Source organism: Oleiphilus sp. HI0125 (assembly GCF_001635355.1).
Genome location: NZ_LWGF01000463.1, coordinates 1 through 830, shown reverse-complemented (window position 1 = coordinate 830; position 830 = coordinate 1). Strand labels below are relative to the sequence as shown.

1 protein-coding gene is annotated in these 830 nt (G+C 46.9%); it reads left to right on the top strand.

The window, feature by feature from the left end; all coding sequences use genetic code 11:
* Positions 1-830: TonB-dependent receptor domain-containing protein (locus tag A3762_RS06085; protein ID WP_197469066.1), on the top strand; the 830-nt coding region annotated here is incomplete at both ends.

Sequence of the window (830 nt, the reverse complement as noted above, 5' to 3'; positions counted from 1 at the left end):
GTTTGGATGCAACACCAGGATTTTACGCGCCAGCTCCACCTTTTCCGGCCCCAACTTTACCGGCATTAACTGAGCTAGATATCGATACTAATACTTTTGTCGGCGAACCTGATTTCGATAAATATGAAACCGAGTCTAATTCTGTCTCTGCGATGTTTGAACACAATTTGAATGACATGCTCACATTGGCGACCAACACACGATATTGGAAATCCGAGTCAACCTACCAATATACGCAAGCAATTGGTTACTCTTTTGCCCCGCCTTACCTGCCAGCACTAGTGCCCACTCTTCCGCCGCTAACCGCTCCAGGCGATGTATATAGACTCCACTACGCCTCTGAAAAAGAACTTGAGATCTTCGCAAATAATCTCGCGTTGAAAGCCAATGGTAACTGGCTTGGACTTGAGCACAATGCACAAATTGGTTTGGACTACGTCAAAGCAGACACCGTTGACGATCGCGCACGAGATCCAGTGCTCGAAGCGCTCTACCAATCCATTACAATGAACCCAAACGCCGTATTGCCGGGTGCTTTCTTGGCAGACTCGAAGATCAACCTATTAGATCCCCAGTATTCTGGCGCAACGACGATTCCAACGACAAAGGAATATCGTGACAGCTCCAATGAGCAGATCGGCCTATATCTCGGAGACATCATGAGAGCGGGCAATGTGATCGCTTCAGTGAACGTGCGATATGATCGCGTCAAACAAAGCTTCGATCGTGTTGGCATCTATGGTGCTGCAGACTCAACGAGCTATAGCGATACCTTAGAAGACGTTAATACTGATTTTGCATTAATGTATCAATTCGAAAACGGTATCAGC